Source organism: Streptomyces sp. BBFR102 (assembly GCF_051397025.1).
GTDB lineage: Bacteria > Actinomycetota > Actinomycetes > Streptomycetales > Streptomycetaceae > Streptomyces.
Genome location: NZ_CP195757.1, coordinates 1,754,927 through 1,770,487 on the forward strand (window position 1 = coordinate 1,754,927; position 15,561 = coordinate 1,770,487).

At 73.5% G+C, this 15,561-nt stretch carries 15 protein-coding genes and 1 tRNA gene; 9 read left to right on the plus strand and 7 right to left on the minus strand.

Annotation, left to right across the window (positions count from 1 at the left end):
• Positions 1-2 precede the first annotated feature (2 nt).
• From orn to ACSLIC_RS07830, 3 genes are all read left to right on the plus strand, one after another.
• Positions 3-605: an oligoribonuclease gene (orn, locus tag ACSLIC_RS07820; RefSeq protein WP_436736956.1), complete on the plus strand. Its 603-nt coding sequence runs from the start codon at positions 3-5 to the stop codon at positions 603-605.
• Positions 606-696: 91 nt separating this feature from the next.
• Positions 697-769, plus strand: a tRNA-His gene (locus ACSLIC_RS07825).
• Positions 770-918: 149 nt separating this feature from the next.
• Positions 919-1,569 carry an endonuclease gene (locus ACSLIC_RS07830; protein ID WP_436736957.1) on the plus strand — a complete coding sequence of 217 codons (651 nt, stop codon included), beginning with the start codon at positions 919-921 and terminating at the stop codon, positions 1,567-1,569.
• Between the two features lie 517 nt (positions 1,570-2,086).
• On the opposite strand, the gene ACSLIC_RS07835 is transcribed toward ACSLIC_RS07830, so the two are convergent.
• The 4 genes from ACSLIC_RS07835 to ACSLIC_RS07850 form a co-directional block, all read right to left on the minus strand.
• Complete coding sequence (locus ACSLIC_RS07835; protein WP_436736958.1) at positions 2,087-2,752, minus strand: hypothetical protein; 666 nt, start codon at positions 2,750-2,752, stop codon at positions 2,087-2,089.
• Between the two features lie 70 nt (positions 2,753-2,822).
• A complete protein-coding gene (locus ACSLIC_RS07840; RefSeq protein WP_436736959.1) occupies positions 2,823-2,993 on the minus strand; it encodes a hypothetical protein in 171 nt (56 codons plus the stop codon).
• A 40-nt stretch (positions 2,994-3,033) separates the two neighbouring features.
• Positions 3,034-3,261, minus strand: a complete 228-nt coding sequence (locus ACSLIC_RS07845) for a hypothetical protein (RefSeq protein ID WP_436736960.1) — start codon at positions 3,259-3,261, stop codon at positions 3,034-3,036.
• Between the two features lie 113 nt (positions 3,262-3,374).
• Positions 3,375-4,430, minus strand: a complete 1,056-nt coding sequence (locus tag ACSLIC_RS07850; RefSeq protein ID WP_436736961.1) for a LacI family DNA-binding transcriptional regulator — start codon at positions 4,428-4,430, stop codon at positions 3,375-3,377.
• A gap of 273 nt (positions 4,431-4,703) precedes the next feature.
• Between ACSLIC_RS07850 and ACSLIC_RS07855 the strand changes: the two genes are divergently transcribed.
• From ACSLIC_RS07855 to ACSLIC_RS07870, 4 genes are all read left to right on the plus strand, one after another.
• Complete coding sequence (locus ACSLIC_RS07855) at positions 4,704-6,032, plus strand: ABC transporter substrate-binding protein (RefSeq protein ID WP_436736962.1); 1,329 nt, start codon at positions 4,704-4,706, stop codon at positions 6,030-6,032.
• 6 nt (positions 6,033-6,038) lie between these two features.
• Positions 6,039-7,088, plus strand: coding sequence for a carbohydrate ABC transporter permease (locus ACSLIC_RS07860; protein ID WP_436736963.1), 1,050 nt, complete (start codon positions 6,039-6,041; stop codon positions 7,086-7,088).
• A complete protein-coding gene (locus ACSLIC_RS07865) occupies positions 7,085-8,008 on the plus strand; it encodes a carbohydrate ABC transporter permease (protein WP_436736964.1) in 924 nt (307 codons plus the stop codon). Before ACSLIC_RS07860 ends, ACSLIC_RS07865 begins: the two co-directional genes overlap by 4 nt.
• 83 nt (positions 8,009-8,091) lie before the next feature.
• Positions 8,092-9,588, plus strand: a complete 1,497-nt coding sequence (locus ACSLIC_RS07870) for a GH1 family beta-glucosidase (protein ID WP_436736965.1) — start codon at positions 8,092-8,094, stop codon at positions 9,586-9,588.
• Between the two features lie 379 nt (positions 9,589-9,967).
• Here ACSLIC_RS07870 and ACSLIC_RS07875 read toward each other — a convergent pair whose 3' ends face one another.
• Both ACSLIC_RS07875 and ACSLIC_RS07880 read right to left on the minus strand, forming a co-directional pair.
• Positions 9,968-10,858 (minus strand): spermidine synthase, encoded by an 891-nt coding sequence (locus ACSLIC_RS07875; RefSeq protein WP_436736966.1) that lies wholly within the window; start codon positions 10,856-10,858, stop codon positions 9,968-9,970.
• 43 nt (positions 10,859-10,901) lie between these two features.
• Positions 10,902-11,303 carry a hypothetical protein gene (locus ACSLIC_RS07880; protein ID WP_436736967.1) on the minus strand — a complete coding sequence of 134 codons (402 nt, stop codon included), beginning with the start codon at positions 11,301-11,303 and terminating at the stop codon, positions 10,902-10,904.
• Between the two features lie 256 nt (positions 11,304-11,559).
• On the opposite strand from ACSLIC_RS07880, the gene ACSLIC_RS07885 reads away from it, so the two are divergent.
• Entirely contained in the window at positions 11,560-12,972 is a 1,413-nt protein-coding gene (locus tag ACSLIC_RS07885) for a hypothetical protein (protein WP_436736968.1), read from the plus strand.
• Between the two features lie 21 nt (positions 12,973-12,993).
• On the opposite strand, the gene ACSLIC_RS07890 is transcribed toward ACSLIC_RS07885, so the two are convergent.
• Positions 12,994-13,590: a histidine phosphatase family protein gene (locus ACSLIC_RS07890; RefSeq protein ID WP_436736969.1), complete on the minus strand. Its 597-nt coding sequence runs from the start codon at positions 13,588-13,590 to the stop codon at positions 12,994-12,996.
• A 635-nt stretch (positions 13,591-14,225) separates the two neighbouring features.
• Here ACSLIC_RS07890 and ACSLIC_RS07895 point away from each other — a divergent pair.
• The gene (locus ACSLIC_RS07895) at positions 14,226-15,473 is read left to right on the plus strand and encodes a helix-turn-helix domain-containing protein (RefSeq protein WP_436736970.1); all 1,248 of its coding nucleotides are present in this window, start codon (positions 14,226-14,228) and stop codon (positions 15,471-15,473) included.
• Positions 15,474-15,561: the final 88 nt, after the last annotated feature.

The window sequence follows — 15,561 nt, forward strand, 5'->3', positions numbered from 1 at the left end:
GTATGAACGACCGCATGGTGTGGATCGACTGCGAGATGACCGGGCTCTCGCTGGCGGACGACGCACTCATCGAGGTGGCCGCACTGGTCACCGACTCGGAACTGAACGTGCTCGGCGACGGTGTGGACATCGTGATCCGTCCGCCGGACGAGGCGCTGGAGACCATGCCCGAGGTGGTGCGCAAGATGCACACCACCTCGGGGCTCCTCGCCGAGCTGGCGGGCGGCACCACGCTGGCCGACGCGGAGGCCCAGGTCCTCGCGTACGTCCGTGAACACGTCAAGGAGCCCGGAAAGGCTCCGTTGTGCGGGAACACGGTCGGCACCGACCGCAACTTCCTCGCACGGGACATGGCGGCGCTGGAGGGGTACCTCCACTACCGCATCGTGGACGTCTCCTCGGTGAAGGAGCTGGCCCGCCGGTGGTACCCGCGGGCCTACTTCAACAGTCCGGACAAGAACGGCAACCACCGGGCACTCGCCGACATCCGCGAGTCCATCGCCGAGCTGCGCTACTACCGCGAGGCGATCTTCGTGCCGCAGCCCGGACCCGATTCCGACACCGCCAAGGCCATCGCCGCCCAGCACGTCCTGACCACGGAATAAGGCCCCGCGCGGCCCCCGGGAAAAGGTGTGCACGAGCACCCCCTCGGACCCTGTACACTTTTTCTCGGCCGGTCGGAAACGAGCGGACGCGGTGGGTGTAGCTCAGTTGGTAGAGCACCTGGTTGTGGTCCAGGTGGCCGCGGGTTCAAGTCCCGTCACTCACCCTGTGGGAGAGACCCCCTATCTGTGGAGACACGGGTAGGGGGTCTCTTCGTCGTCCGGACGCGCCGGTTCCCCCTCCCCGCGCGTCCGCGCCCGATCCGCGCCACAGTGGGAAGCACCTACGTACGCCTCCGTCGGAGGGAGACCGGACGTGAGCGCATCCCAGTCCGCCGTCGCCGCCACGCTCCTCGACCGGCACGGCACCACCTACGCGCGGGAGGCGGGGATCACCCTCAAGGACACCCCGCAGCCGCTCTACCAACTGCTGGTCCTCAGTTCCCTGCTCAGCGCCCGCATCCGGGCCCCGGTCGCGGTGGCCGCCGCCCGCGCCCTCTTCCGCGACGGGATGCGCAACCCGCGCACCATGGCCGACGCGACCTGGCAGGAGCGGGTGGACGCGCTCGGCGAGGGCGGCTACCGGCGCTACGACGAACGGACCGCGACCCAGCTCGGCGAGGGGGCGGAACGGCTGCTGGAGGAGCACCACGGCGATCTGCGGCAGGTGCGCGAGGAGGCGGACGGCGACGAGCGGGCGCTCGTCTCGGGCCTGCGGGAGACGCCGGGCGTGGGCCCGACGGGTGCCGACATCTTCCTGCGCGAGGCCCAGTCCGTCTGGCCCGAGTACGCGCCCCGCTTCGACGGCAAGGCCCTCCAGGGCGCGGAACGCCTGGGCCTGCCCCGGGACCCGAAGCGCCTCACGCGGCTCGCCGGGGAGGCGGGCCCCGCCGTCCTCGCCGCCGCGCTGGTCCGGGCCGCGCTGGAGAAGAAGGTCGCCGACGACGTGCTGGAGCACGCGGGCTGACATCGCTCAGCCCTCCTCAGGCCGGCCGGGGCCGCCGTACGGCACCACTCCTGCCGCCGGCGGTCGGCGCGGGCCCCAGCGGGCACGGAGCGGGTGCCGGTGATGGCCGGTGCGCCAGGGCGCGACGCCCGGCCCGGTCCCGCCCACAGGGGGCACGTCAGCCGGGCGGCGGGCAGCAGAGCGCGCACCACCTCGGCGGGGCGGCGCCCCCGGGCCCGTGCTCCGGAGGGCCTTCTCGGCGCGGCGCCGGGTCGGGTTGGGTTGGGCGAGGGCGTCGGGGAGCCGGAGCCGCCGCGCCTGACGCGGTTCCCCCACGGCCCGGGCCAGGGCGCGCCCTGCCCGCGGACCAGGTCGGCGGGGAGGCGGGCGCCGGGGGCAGGTGGTGGCAGGCGGCCTGGAAGCCGTAGGGGGCCAAGAGGGTCAGGCAGGCGCGGAGGGCAGCGCGGCTCGTGCACGCGGCGGCAGCGGCGGCCGAGGGCCACGGGCGGCGAGCGTACGGCTCCGGCGGCGCCCGGGGTCAGTCTCGGGGCAGGACGCGGAGCGGGAGGCTGCTGGTGCCGCCGCCGCGCATTTCCTCGTTGTCGCCGGGGTCCGCGTCGGCCCGGACGGCGTGGATCGTGAGGGGCCGCGCGCCGGCCGGGGCGTCCTCGGCCGCGCGGAACCGGTACTCGACGACCCGGGTCGCACCGGGGGCCAGGTCGCGGGGCGCGTCGGCGCCCGTGAGCGGCTGGTGGTCGTTGGCCACGACCAGCTCGGCCGCCCGCCAGGTGCCGTCGGGGGCCTCCCGGCGCTCCGCCTTCAGCCCGGGGCTCCGCTCCCCGGCGTCGCTCCACTCCAGCTGGGTGGAGAGGGCGATGCCGGGGAGGGGCCTGTCCGTGGTGTTGCAGAGTTTGACGAGGACGGTGGCGGGGGCGCCACCGGGGCGGACGGCGACGCCCTTCTCCGGCTGGTCGTGGGTGAGGGTGATGAGGTTGCCGTTCTCCTTCTCGCCCGTGGTCAGCTCGGGGCAGTCCTCGGCGTGGAAGGCTTCGAGGCCGGGGTGGGGGCCGTCGGCGGGGGCCGGCGACTCCTTGGCGTCCGGCGCGTCGGAGTGGCTGTCGCATCCGGTGACCAGCAGCGCGGACGCCGCCAGGAGGACGGGGACGACCGGGGCGGCACGGAATCGGCGGTTGCGCCTGCTCATGGGGGGACCTCTCTCTCGCTGACCGTTGTCGATCATGACGAGAGGGGAGGGCGGGCCGGTTGCGGAAGGGTCAGGCGGCGACGACCACCTCGGTGCGGACGGCCCGGGCCCACTCCACGAGCAGTTCCTCGTACGCCGCGCGCTCGGTGCCGGTCAGGCCGCCACGGGGCATGAGGAGGGCGCGGATCTCGGCGTTGACCACGGCGGCGGGGCGGGGCGAGGTGTCCGTACGGGTGTCCATGGCGACGACCGTACGTCCGGGGTACGACAGTGGCCGCCGCTCACTCCGCGCGGGGATGCCGGGCCCGCTGGCGCAGTTCCTTCTCCACGGTGTGCCGGTCGAGCCCGGCGGAGGCGGCGAAGTCGCGTACGGCCACCTCGACCTCGGCGGCGGCGTTGAAGTGGACGCGCCGCTGCGCGTCCCGCTCGTCCTCGTCGAGGCGCTCGAGTCGCCGCCCCTCGTCGTCGGCGGAGCGCTGAAGCCTGATCAGGTAGTCGGGGAGTTCCACCCGGGGATGGTACGGCGGGGGGTGCGCCCGGAGCGGGAGGCTCGGGGGTGTGGTTCCGGGCGCCCCGGGCCGCCGGTGAGCAGGGCCGCACCCGCCCGCGGACCCCCATTCCCTCAGGACGAGGCGCGCACCACCAGTTCCGTGTCCAGGACGATCTGCCGCGGCGCGCGCGGGCGGGGCGTGCCCGGCCTGCCCTCGGCGATCTCGGCGAGGAGGGCCTCGGTCATGGCGCGGCCCATGGCGGCGGTGGGCTGGCGGACGGAGGTGAGCGGAGGGTCCATCAGGCGGGCGACGGCGGAGTCGTCGAAGCCGACCAGGGCGACGTCGTCGGGGATGCGGCGGCCCGCCTCGCGCAGGACCTGGAGGGCGCCGGCCGCCATCACGTCGGAGCAGGCGAAGACGGCGTCGAGACCGGGGTGGCGGTCGAGGAGCAGGCGCATGGCCCGGCGGCCCCCCTCCTCGGTGAAGTCCCCGGCGGCCACGAGGCTCTCCTCGGAGGGGCGGCCGGCGTCGTCGAGGGCGGAGTGGTAGCCGTCGAGGCGGCGTTGGGCACCGTAGACGTCGAGGCGGCCGCTGATGGTGGCGATGGTGGTGCGGCCCCGCTCCAGCAGGTGGGTGACGGCGGCGCGGGCGCCGGAGTAGTTGTCGCTGTCGACGGAGGCCAGCGGCTCGTCCTCGCTGCGGCGGCCGCTGATGACGGCGGGGATCTCCAGCTGGGAGAGGAGGTCGGGCAGCGGGTCGTCGGCGTGGACGGAGACCAGCAGGACGCCGTCCACGCGGTGCGCGGCGAGGTACTGGGCGAGGCGGCGGCGTTCGCGGGCGCCGTCGGCGAAGGTGAGGAGGAGCTGGAGGTCGGTCGGGCCGAGGGCGGCTCCGATGCCGCTGAGGATGTCGGAGAAGTAGGGCTCGGTGAAGAAGCGGGTCTCGGGTTCGGGGACGACCAGGGCGATGGCGTCGGTGCGGTTGGCGGCCAGCGCGCGGGCCGCGGTGTTCGGGACGTAACCGAGTTCGGCGACGGCGGCCTCGACGGCGGCGCGGGTCGTCTCGCTGACGCGGGGGGAGCCGTTGATGACGCGGGAGACCGTGCCGCGGCCGACCCCGGCGCGGGCGGCGACCTCTTCGAGGGTGGGGCGGCCCCCGCTGCGCCCGTTGCTCCGACCTGCCCTCATCCGTTGCCTCCCCGTAGTGGGCACGTGCCCGTGTCGTGCCCCAGGATCGGAGGAGACCGTAACAGCCCGATAACCGACCGGACATGGCGGCGTCCGGTGTCTTGACACTCCTGCCCGTAGCCGCGACTCTTCACGACATCAAGAGTGGGAGCGCTCCCACCCTAGCTGCCACTCCAACACCCGTACATTCCCTGGTTCGACCCGGAGGAGCCGACTTCAGCCGCCTGTACGGCGGTTGACGGGCCGGGACCGGACCGGCGTCAGGAGGAGACCATGCGTACGAGTACCCGTACGGCCCGCAAGGCGGCGGTCATGGCGGCCGTCGCCGCCCTGGGGGCCAGCCTGCTCGCGGGCTGCGCGTCGGACGACGATCCCAAGGCCGCGGGAGGCGCGGCCGGGTCGGAGAAGGGGAAGACCGTACTGACGGTCGGGGTCTTCGGTGCGTTCGGCCTCAAGGAGGCCGGGCTCTACGACCAGTACATGAAGGAGAACAAGGACGTCGTCATCAAGCAGACGTCCATCGAGCGGAACGAGAACTACTACCCGCAGCTCCTGACCCACCTGGGCACCGGCAGCGGCCTCGCCGACATCCAGGCCGTCGAGGTCAACAACATCACCGAAGTCGTCCAGACCCAGGGCGACAAGCTGGAGGACCTCTCCAAGGCCCCCGGCGTCGACGAGTCCGCCTTCCTGAAGTGGAAGTGGGACCAGGGCACCACCCAGGCCGGAAAGACCGTGGCGCTCGGCACGGACATCGGGCCGCAGGGCATCTGCTACCGCAAGGACCTCTTCGAGAAGGCCGGTCTGCCGACCGACCGCGAGGAGGTCGGCAAGTTGTGGGCGGGCGACTGGGACAAGTACCTGGCCGCAGGAAAGAAGTTCCAGAAGAACGCCCCCGAGGGCACCAACTTCGTGGACGGTGCTCCCGGAGTGATGGCGGCGGCGACCGGCAGCAGTGCCAACCGCTTCTACGACGACAAGGGCGAGGTCGTCTACAAGTCGAACCCGGCGGTGAAGGAAGCCTGGGACCTGGCTGCCGAGTTCGCCTCCGAGGGGCTGACCGCCAAGCTCCAGCAGTACACCCCCAGCTGGGAGCAGGGCTTCTCCAACGGGACCTTCGCCACGGTCTCCTGCCCGGCGTGGATGCTCGGCTTCATCCAGGACAAGGGCGGCGAGAAGGCCGCCGGCAAGTGGGACGTCGCCCAGGCGCCGAAGCCCAGCAACTGGGGTGGCGCCTTCCTGACCGTGCCCTCCGCGGGCAAGAACAAGGAGGAGGCGGCCAAGCTCGCCGCCTGGCTGACCGCCCCCGAGCAGCAGGCGAAGTTCTTCGTCGAGCGCGGTTCCTTCCCGAGCGCGCAGGCCGCCTACGACCTGCCGGAGATCGCCGGCGCCAAGCACGAGTACTTCGGCGACGCGCCGATCGGCAAGATCTTCGCCCAGGCCGCCGAGGACGCCCCGGTGCAGATCCTCGGCCCGAAGGACCTGGTGATCGCGCAGAACCTGGCCGACGTGGGCATGCTCCAGGTCGACCAGAAGGGCAAGTCCTCCGAGGAGGGCTGGAAGGCCGCGGTCAAGGCGATCGACAACGCCCTGGACCAGTGACCCGCGATGGCGAGTGAATTCTCGGCGGCCACGCCCTCCTCGGTGGAGGAGGGCGTGGCGGCCCCCGCGAACGGGGTGGCGGCGGCCGCGGGGCCGCCCCTGGACCCCGGCAGTCAGGCAGCCGACCGGCGGCGGCGCGAACGGCGCTCGCGCTGGTACCGGCGGGACGTGAAGTGGAGTCCGTACGCGTTCATCGCGCCGTTCTTCCTCTTCTTCGCGGCCTTCGGCCTCTTCCCGCTGCTCTACACCGGGTGGGCCTCGCTCCACCGGGTGGAGCTGACGGCCCCCAACGACATGGAGTGGATCGGGCTGCGCAACTACACGCGCCTGCTCGACGACGAGTTCTTCTGGAACGCGCTCCAGAACACCTTCACCATCGGCATCCTCTCCACGGTGCCGCAGCTGCTGATGGCGCTGGGCATCGCCCACCTGCTCAACTACCGGCTGCGCGGCTCGATGTTCTTCCGGGTGGCGGCACTCACCCCGTACGCGACCTCGGTGGCAGCGGCGACCCTGGTCTTCGTCATGCTCTTCGGACGCGACTACGGGATGATCAACTGGTTCCTTTCGCTCGCCGGTTTCGAGCACATCGACTGGCAGAACGGCTCGTTCACCTCGCAGCTGGCCGTCTCCTCCATCGTCGTGTGGCGGTGGACGGGGTACAACGCGCTGATCTACCTGGCCGCGATGCAGTCCATCCCCGCCGACCTGTACGAGTCGGCGGCGCTGGACGGTGCCTCGCGCTGGCAGCAGTTCCTGCACGTGACGCTGCCCTCGCTGCGGCCGACCATCCTGTTCACCGTGGTCGTCTCGACCATCGGCGCCATCCAGCTCTTCGGCGAGCCGATGCTGTTCAACGGCGGCGGCGGGGCGACCGGCGGCTCCGAGCACCAGTTCCAGACCCTCGGCCTGTACCTGTACGAGCAGGGCTGGACCAACCTCCACCTGGGCCGGGCGTCCGCCATCGCCTGGGCCATGTTCCTGCTGCTGATCGTGATCGGGCTGGTCTCTCTCGCGGTCACCCGGTGGCTGCGCCGAGGCGAGGGGAAAGCATGAGCATCGCACCATCGCCCGCCCGCGAGGAGTCCGCTCCCCGCTCCGCGGCCACTCCGCCCGCCAAGCCGGGCCGCCGCCGGCGCCGCAGCGGGGCCGGGCGCCAGCTGCACGGCGGCCGCATCACGTACGCCATCCTCGGCGTGGTCACCTTCATCTCGCTGTTCCCGCTGGTGTGGACGGCGATCGCGGCCTCGCGGAACAACACGCGACTGGCCGAGACGCCGCCGCCCTTCTGGTTCGGCGGGAACCTCTTCAAGAACCTGGAGATCGCCTGGACCGACGCCAACATGGGCTCGGCCCTGCTGAACACCCTGGTGGTGGCCGGTACCGTCTCGATCGGCACGGTGCTCTTCTCGACCCTGGCCGGGTTCGCCTTCGCCAAGCTGCGGTTCCGGTTCAAGAACGCCATGCTGCTGCTGGTGATCGGCACGATGATGGTGCCGCCGCAGCTCAGCGTGGTGCCGCTGTACATGATGGTGGCGAAGCTCTCCTGGTCCGACCAGCTCCAGGCGGTGATCCTGCCGACCCTGGTCACCGCCTTCGGTGTCTTCTTCATGCGGCAGTACCTGCTCCAGGCGCTGCCCACCGAGATCATCGAGGCGGCCCGGGTGGACGGCGCCAACAGTCTGCGCGTCCTGTGGCACGTGGTGTTCCCGGTGGCCCGGCCCGCGATGGCGGTGCTCGGGATGCTGACCTTCGTGCAGTCCTGGAACGACTTCTTCTGGCCGATCATCGCGCTGACCCAGAACGGCAGCCCCACCGTGCAGGTGGCCCTCACCGGTCTGGGACGGGGCTACATCCCCGACCAGTCGGTGATCATGGCCGGCGCGCTGCTCGGCACGCTGCCGCTGCTGATCGCCTTCGTGGTGTTCGGCAAGCAGATCGTCGGCGGCATCATGCAGGGCGCGGTGAAGGGCTGAGCAGCCCTGACCCCGGGCGGCGGGCCGACCACCCGCCGCCCGCCCCGCCCTTCCCCCAACCCAAGCGAGAACGGGAGTACGTCTTGACCTCAGTCCCCACCGCAGCCACCTCCGCCGCACCCGCCGCAGGGGAGGCGGCCGCCCTGGCCCGGCAGGGCAGGTTCCCCACCGACTTCCTCTGGGGCGCGGCGACCGCCTCGTACCAGATCGAGGGGGCGGTGGCCGAGGACGGCCGCACGCCGTCGATCTGGGACACCTTCAGCCACACCCCGGGCAGGACGGAGAACGGCGACACCGGTGACATCGCCGTCGACCACTACCACCGCAGCGCCGAGGACGTGGCGCTGCTGGCCGGGCTCGGCCTCACCACCTACCGCTTCTCCGTCTCCTGGTCCCGGGTGCAGCCGACCGGGCGCGGCCCCGCCGAGCGGCGCGGCCTGGACTTCTACCGGCGGCTCGTCGACGACCTGCTGGCGCGCGGGGTCAAGCCGATGGTGACCCTGTACCACTGGGACCTGCCGCAGGAGCTGGAGGACGCCGGGGGCTGGCCCGAGCGGGACACCGCCCAGCGGTTCGCCGAGTACGCGGCCCTGGTCGGCGAGGCGCTCGGGGACCGGGTGGAGTTGTTCACCACGCTCAACGAGCCGTGGTGCAGCGCCTTCCTCGGCTACGGCTCCGGGGTGCACGCCCCCGGCCGCACCGACCCGGTCGACGCGCTGCGCGCCGCCCACCACCTCAACCTGGCGCACGGCCTGGGCGCGCAGGCACTGCGGGCCTCGGTGCCGGCCGGGCGCACCCCGAAGATCGCGGTGAGCCTCAACCCGAGCGCGGTGCGGGCCCGTACGGCCGCGCCGGAGGACGAGGAGGCACGGCGCCGCGTCGACGCGCTGGCCAACCGGGTCTTCACCGGGCCGATGCTGCACGGCGCGTACCCGGAGGACCTGTTCGCGGACACCGCGCGGCTCACCGACTGGTCGTTCGTGCGGGACGGCGACGCCCGGACGGCGGCCCAGCCGCTGGACCTGCTGGGCATCAACTACTACGCGCCGGCGATCGTCTCCGGCGGCCGGGTGGACGGGCCGCGCGACGACGGGCACGGGGCCAGCTCCCACTCGCCGTGGCCGGCCGCCGACGACGTGACCTTCCACCAGGCCGAGGGCGAGCGCACCGACATGGGCTGGGGCGTGGACCCGACCGGCCTGTACGACCTGCTGGTGAAGTACTCCGCCGAGGCGCCGGGCGTGCCGCTGCTGGTCACCGAGAACGGCGCGGCCTACCCGGACGCGCCCGACGCCGAGGGCCGCTTCCACGACCCGGACCGCATCCGCTACCTGCACGGCCACCTCTCGGCGGTGCTGGACGCGATCCGCGACGGCGCCGACGTGCGCGGCTACTACCTCTGGTCGCTGCTGGACAACTTCGAGTGGTCCTACGGCTACGGCAAGCGGTTCGGCGCGGTCCACGTGGACTACGACACGCAGGTGCGCACACCCAGGTCGAGCGCCCACTGGTACGCGCGGGCGGCGCGGGACGGGGTGCTGCCCCCGGCGGACTTCCGCCCGGAGCCGGACGCGGGCTGATCCTCCCGGTACCGGGGCGGGCGGTGGCACGGGTTCTGACCCCGCGCCACCGCCCGCCCCTTCTCCGCGTCGCCGCGCGGAAGGGTCTGCGGACCCGGAACAGGGTCGTGCCCCGGCCGGGGTGGGGGGTTGTTGCCCGGCCGGGGCACGGTCTTTCCTGTGGGGGGAGTGTTACTCCGGTATCCCGTGGGGTACCGCCCGTGTACCCCGGGGGAGCGGCGGGGATTCCCCCGCGGGCAGAACTTTTTTCTCCGCCGGGTCTCGCGAGGGGGTGCGCGGCCCGGCCCGCGCATCCCCCAGCCCGGTCGGCGCTTGAGGCCGTCCTTGGCCGGCACGCTCGACGACGAGCAGCCAGAACCCGGCCCGGCGACGCCTGGCCTCAGTCGAACACCCCCGCCGGCGGCGCCGGAGACGCCTTGGCCACGGCGTCGCAGACCGCCCCCGCGCCCCCGGTGAAGTCCCGCAGTCCGGCCCCGTGCTCCACCCGCCCGGGATGCGGGTCCCCCGCCACCCGCCGGGTGAACTCCCCCACGGGCAACGGCTGCCCCGCAGCCACCAGCACCGCGTTCCCGAAGCGCTTCCCGCGCCACACCACCGGATCGGCGGCGAGCGCCAGTTCGGGGAAGACGGCCGCGGCGGTGGCGACCTGCCCCCGCAGATGCGCCAGCGGCGGCCCGTCGGCCAGGTTGGCCGCGTACCAGCCGTCCGGTGCCAGCACCCTCCGCACCTCCGTGAGGAACTCCGTGCTGGTGAGGTGTGCCGGAGTCCGCGCCCCGCTGAAGACGTCGGCCACGACGAGGTCCGCCCACCCGTCGGCCACCCGCCCGAGCCCTTCGCGCGCGTCCCCCTCGCGAACCTTGATCCGGGCCTGCGGATCAACCGGGAGGACCCGCCGGACCAGCCGGACCAGCGCCGCGTCCTTCTCGATCACCTGTTGGGTGGAGCGCGGCCGGGTCACGCCGACGTACCGCGCGAGCGTCAGCGCGCCCCCGCCGAGGTGCAGTGCCCGCAACGGCCGCCCTGCGGGCGCGGCCAGGTCGATGACGTGGCCGAGCCGCCGCTGGTAGGGGAAGGACAGGTGGGCGGGGTCGGCGAGGTCGACGTGCGACTGCGGCGCCCCGTCGATCAGCAGGGACCATCCCTCGGGCCGCTCGGGGTCGGGCCGCAGTTCGGCGGTGCCGCCGTCCACGGGCTCCACCACGGACTCCCGCCCGCCGCGCCGCCGCCCCTCGGCTCCGTCGCGCCCTCTGCCCGCCCTGCCTCGTGCCATGGCCCCATTCTGCGGGGGCCGCTCGGCGCCGCCCCGGCCGGGGTCAGTGCGAGCCGTCGGCGGCGGCGATGAGCCGGGCCGCCTCGTCCAGGGCCGCCCGGAGCATCGCCGGGTCGGTGACGGAGCCACCGTCGCCGGGCGGCAGCAGCCAGCCGGTACCGGCGACGGCGGGCGCCCCGCCGGGACGGCGCCCGGCGGTCGTACACGCGCTGCCCGGGACGTCCCACCGGTCGGCGGTGCCCGGTGGCACCAGGAAGCCGAGGGTGTCGCAGCGGCCGACGAGCAGGACAGGGCCGACGGCCGGTTCGGCGCCCCGGCGGAGGATGTCGACGGCCTCCAGTCCCTGGCGGGCGGGGACGGTGACCAGGTCACAGGGTCGGCGGTCGGCGGCCTGGCCGCCCGCCGCGGGCGTCCGGGGCTCTCGGGTGTCCGTTCCGGCGTTCAACAAGGAAATCCCTCCTCGCGGAGAGGCAGCCACTTCGCGCCCCTCCGCCAGACCCAACGCGACGGAGCGTCAACGGCTACGGCGATCGGTGGCCGCAAAGGATGGCACTTCATGGCAGATCGCGGGGGAGATATCCCTTTTGTAGTCAAACCCTGCGTACCGGACCGGTCACAGAAGGTACGTTGCTGCTCCGTCGGGACCCGGTCCGCAGCCGGCGGTCACCGTTCCGGCATGATCCGCAGGAGAGGGGTCGGCCATGACGTCGTCACCGGTGGCATCCTCCGCGCACCCCCCGAAGCCCAACACGGTCTTCAGGGAACTGCGCGGACAGCTCTCACCGGCCGAGTTCGCCGCCACGGTCCGCAGGGCGGGCCGCGAGATCGGCGAGAGGGTGAGCTGCGACGCCCGGTACGTGGGCCGGGTCGAGGCAGGGGAGATCCGCTGCCCCAACTACGCCTACGAGCGAGTGTTCCGGCACATGTTCCCCGGTCGGGACCTCACCGCGCTCGGCTTCACCCCGCGCCAGGCCGTACGGGGCAGAGCCGCCTCGCGCGGCGCGCACTCTCCTGCGGACACCCCGTCCGAGTACCCGATCCCCCCGGCCCGTCCGGGCTCACCCCCGGCCCCCGGGAGACAGATGCGCGAGGAGAGCGACGTGCAACGGCGCGCGTTCATGACCGGTTCGACCGCCACGGTGGCGGCGGCCTCCCTGGGGGCGCTCGGCGCCCTCACCGGCGACGACGGCACCATTCCGCACCAACGCGTCGGGGAGGCCGAGGCGGGCGCCGTCGAGCACGCCGTGCGCCTGATCCGCACCCTGGACGACCGGCACGGCGCCGACGGCCTGTACCGCAGGGCCGCCCGCCAGCTCCGTACCGCCTACGCCCTGCTCGACGCGGGCACCACCCGCCAGTCCACCGCCGACCGGCTGCACGCGGGCGCCGGCGAGCTGGCCATCTCGGTGGGCTGGCTGGCCCACGACTCGGGGCGCCAGCAGGAGGCCCGCTCGCACTACGCCGAGGCCCTCGCCACCGCCCGGATGTCCGGCGACGCGGCCCTGGAGGCCCACGCCTTCTGCAACACCGCCTTCCTCGCCCGCGACACCGGCCGCTACCGCGAGGCCGTCCGCGCCGCCCAGGCCGCCCAGCGCGCCGCCGCCAAGCTGGGCTCGCCCCGCCTGCTGGCGCTGCTGACGTTGCGCGAGGCGGGCGGCTGGGCCGGGCTCGGCGACCGCAGCGGCTGCGAGGGCGCGGTGGCGCGGGCCGGGGAGCTGTTCGGCCGGGGGGAGTGCGACGCCGACCCGGAGTGGATGTCCTTCTTCGGCGAGGCCGAGCTGGAGATGCTCCAGGCGCAGTGCTGGGGGGCGCTCGGCGACCACACCCGGGCCGCCGGCCACGCCGGACGCGCCGCCTCGCAGGCGGTGGCCCGCACCCCGCACCTGACGCGCAACATCGCCCTGTACACCTCCGAGCTGGCCTCCGGGCTCGCCCGCGCCGGCCGCCCCGACGAGGCCGCCGGCGCCGCCACGCGCGTCCTGGCCCTCCTCGACGAGGTGCAGTCCAGCCGGGTCCAGTCGAAGTTGGCGGCCACCGCCGAGCTGCTCGGCCCGCACCGTCGCCACCGCCCTGTGGACGCCTTCCTGGAGCGCCACGAGACCTTGGCGGTGTGACGCCGCCGGGTTGGGCCCGCCTCAGGCCGCGAGGTGTCCCGTGTCGTTCCAGGAGATCAGCGCCGGTTCGCCGTACGACCAGCCGAGCACCGAGAGCGAGGCGGGGGCGAGCCGGATACGGGCGCCGAAGGAGACGGGCAGACCGAGCCAGCGGGCGCCGAGGGCGCGCAGGATGTGGCCGTGGGCGAAGACCAGCACGTCCCGGTCGGCGGACCTGGCCCAGTCCACCACCTCGTCCGCCCGCTCCCCGACCTCCTGCGGGCTCTCGCCGCCGGGCGCCCCGTCCCGCCACACCAGCCAGCCCGGCTGCCGGGCCTGGATCTCGTCCGGCGTCAGCCCTTCGTACTCCCCGTACCGCCACTCGACGAGCGCGTCCCAGGGCGTGGCCCGTCCCCCGAACCCGGCCAGCTCGGCCGTCTCCCGGGCCCGTACCAGCGGGCTGGTCCGCACCTCGGCCCGCGGCAGCCCCGCGAACGGCTCGGCCTCCAGCCGCCCGCCGAGCAGCCCGGCGTCGGCCCGCCCCTCGTCGAGCAGCGGGATGTCGGTCAGTCCCGTGTGCTGCCCCGACCGCGACCACGCGGTCTGTCCGTGCCGGGCCAACAGGATGCGCGGTGCCATGCGGGACCTTTCGCCGTACCTCTCGTACTTCACCTCCATCATCACACCGGCCCACGCACCGGTCACCCTCGCACCCACCCAGCCGCCCGCTCCCGCTCGACCTGCCGAAACCGGCACCGCCCCCGCCCCGCAGGAACTCCCCCGAGCGCGTCGGCCGACCCCGGCACGAACTCCCCCGGCACACCCGTCGCGCTTCCCCGGCTCCCGGTTCTCCGGCTCGCCACTCCACCGCCCGGCGGCGAAGACAGTGCGGTAGCCGTGGGACGCCTCGACACCCCACTCGCCGTGCACCCTGTGCGATCTGCGGTTCCTGGCGGGAAACGGGGGCTTCGGTCCGGGACTCGGGGGGAGCGGAGGCAGGGGAACGGGGCGCCTGGGCCCCTTCGCCCCGGACGCCCTTCCACCCGGCAACCGGCGAGCGCCGGACACCGGCAGGCGTGAAGAGGCAACGGGCAACCCTGCTGAACCTCGATTCTCGCGGCACACCTCGTGTCAAACTCACTCCCGGATGCGAAGCGAGACGGCGCAGTCACGAAGGGTGTTCGTCGTTTTCCGTGCATCTGCCAGTGAAAGTCGAACGAAAGCTCTCCGTGAGGGTGCACGGCTCCCGCACGGTCACTGTTCAGGGGAGGTCAATGGTGAGTACGAACTTACGCTTCGGCCCGGAACTTCGCCGTCTACGGCAGGAGGCCGGACTGAGTCTGACCGAGTTCTCGGCGGCGCTCAGCTACGACAAGGGGCACCTCAGCAAGGTGGAGCGGGGTAAGCGGCCCGCCTCCCCCGAACTCGCCCGGCGCTGCGACGCCTTCCTGGGCGCCCATGGTGAACTGCATCGCTTGGCCCTGAGTCCCGAGAACGAGTCGGAGTCCTCTGAGTCCCCCTCCTCGCCGAGCACTTGGAGTATCGGACGCAGAGCGGTCCTCGCCTCGGGCACGGGAGCGCTGATCGACCTCGGCCTGCAACGCGGCGGCCGGGCGCCCTCCGCCGCGAGCCCTCTCCTCCCCTCCCTCGTCGCGCAGCTCGACCAGTTGCGCAAGCTGGGCCAGTCCACCGCGCCGAGGGTTCTGCTCCCGCTCCTGGAGACACAGACGCGTACCGTGGCCGGACTGGCCGCCGACGCCCCCTCGGCGAGCCGTTCCCGCGTTCTCCTTCTCGCCTCACGGTTCGCGGAGTTCACCGGCTGGATGGCCCAGGAGGCCGGGGACAACGGCACGGCCCTCGGCTGGACCGGTGAGGCCGTCGAGCTGGCGCGCGCCGGGGGCGACCACCACCTCGGTTCCTACGCTCTCGTACGCCGTGCCCTGGTCACGTTCTACGACGGGGACGCCGCAGCCACCGTCGCTCTGGCACGCCGTGCCCAGCACGGCGGCCTCACTCCGCGCATCCGGGGTCTGGCCGCCCAGCGGGAGGCGCAGGGACACGCGCTCGCCGGCGACGAGCGCGACTGCCTTCACAGCCTCGACAAGGCGCGCGAACTCCTCGCCGCCGACGACGCCCGCGACAGCACCGAACCGGTCATCGGCACCACGCACGTGAGCGACCCGGCCGCGATGACGACCGGCTGGTGCCTGTACGACCTCGGTCGCCCCCAGGCAGCCGCCGAGGCCCTCGACCGGGAGTACCGCCGTCTGCCGCCGCAGGCGTTGCGGACCCGCGCCCGGTACGGCTTCCGCAGGTCGTTGGCGCACGCCGCCTCCGGCGAGGTCGAGCACGCCTGCGCCATCGCCGGGGAGCTCCTGGGGATGATGCCGGCGGTGCCGTCGGCGACGGTGAACAGCGACATCCGGCGGCTGTCGCGGGAACTCTCCAGGTTCCGGAGCAGCCGGGCCGTACGCGATCTCCAGCCGGCCCTGGCACGGGTACTCGCCCCCTCGTACGACTGACGCCAGCCGTACGACCGACGCCATGCACCCGGGCCTCCGGCCCCAGGCTGCCGCCCCGCGCCGGTCGCCTTGCCTCCTCCGTTCCCGG

Bases quoted from the DNA above. Each gene is read 5' to 3' on its own strand.
- orn (WP_436736956.1), top strand. From the start codon at position 3: ATGAACGACCGCATGGTGTGGATCGACTGCGAGATGACCGGGCTCTCG.
- ACSLIC_RS07835 (WP_436736958.1), bottom strand. From the start codon at position 2,752: ATGAGCAGGCGCAACCGCCGATTCCGTGCCGCCCCGGTCGTCCCCGTC.
- ACSLIC_RS07840 (WP_436736959.1), bottom strand. From the start codon at position 2,993: ATGGACACCCGTACGGACACCTCGCCCCGCCCCGCCGCCGTGGTCAAC.
- ACSLIC_RS07850 (WP_436736961.1), bottom strand. From the start codon at position 4,430: ATGAGGGCAGGTCGGAGCAACGGGCGCAGCGGGGGCCGCCCCACCCTC.
- ACSLIC_RS07855 (WP_436736962.1), top strand. From the start codon at position 4,704: ATGCGTACGAGTACCCGTACGGCCCGCAAGGCGGCGGTCATGGCGGCC.
- ACSLIC_RS07860 (WP_436736963.1), top strand. From the start codon at position 6,039: ATGGCGAGTGAATTCTCGGCGGCCACGCCCTCCTCGGTGGAGGAGGGC.
- ACSLIC_RS07865 (WP_436736964.1), top strand. From the start codon at position 7,085: ATGAGCATCGCACCATCGCCCGCCCGCGAGGAGTCCGCTCCCCGCTCC.
- ACSLIC_RS07875 (WP_436736966.1), bottom strand. From the start codon at position 10,858: ATGGCACGAGGCAGGGCGGGCAGAGGGCGCGACGGAGCCGAGGGGCGG.
- ACSLIC_RS07885 (WP_436736968.1), top strand. From the start codon at position 11,560: ATGACGTCGTCACCGGTGGCATCCTCCGCGCACCCCCCGAAGCCCAAC.
- ACSLIC_RS07890 (WP_436736969.1), bottom strand. From the start codon at position 13,590: ATGGCACCGCGCATCCTGTTGGCCCGGCACGGACAGACCGCGTGGTCG.
- ACSLIC_RS07895 (WP_436736970.1), top strand. From the start codon at position 14,226: ATGGTGAGTACGAACTTACGCTTCGGCCCGGAACTTCGCCGTCTACGG.